Below are 495 nucleotides of genomic sequence, written 5' to 3' on the forward strand. Positions count from 1 at the left end.
ACGGACTGGTGAACTGGATCAAAAATAAGTGGGGGGCGCTTACAAATACCGTCAGCGGGATGAGGGGTAGGGTCGGTGGCTGGTTCAAGGAAAAGCTGGGGATTCGCGCGCCAAGGCGGGTCTTTATGGGCTTCGGGTGGAATATCTATCGGGGGGCCGCTATTGGCCTGCAACGAACCACCCCGCTCGCGGCGCTTGCCGGGCAGCGGCTGGCAGAGGAAATGATGCCGGAAGTGCCTCGTCTCCCTCCACCGGAGATTATGAGAGCAGGATATTCGGGACAAGGAACGGGAATTGCAGCCAGAGGCACCAGAGGGGGCGCGTCTAATGGCGGGATTAACGTAATTAACCATATCTACATTGATGGCAAGAACAAGGCACCTGCTCCTGATGTGGCTAATGCGCTGAAACTATCCATTCCTGAACTGGAAAGAGCACTGGAAGCTGTTCTTGCCCGTAAGCGTCGGGTTGCTTACGACTGATAATCTGTAATTC

At 55.4% G+C, this 495-nt stretch carries 1 pseudogene; it reads left to right on the forward strand.

The window, feature by feature from the left end:
- Positions 1 to 482 (forward strand): annotated as a pseudogene (locus tag F0Q32_RS25885) (phage tail tape measure protein); the annotation flags it as partial.
- Positions 483 to 495 lie beyond the last annotated feature (13 nt).

Origin of the sequence: Pseudocitrobacter sp. 73, assembly GCF_008369545.1 — a bacterium.
Taxonomy (GTDB): domain Bacteria; phylum Pseudomonadota; class Gammaproteobacteria; order Enterobacterales; family Enterobacteriaceae; genus Pseudocitrobacter; species Pseudocitrobacter vendiensis.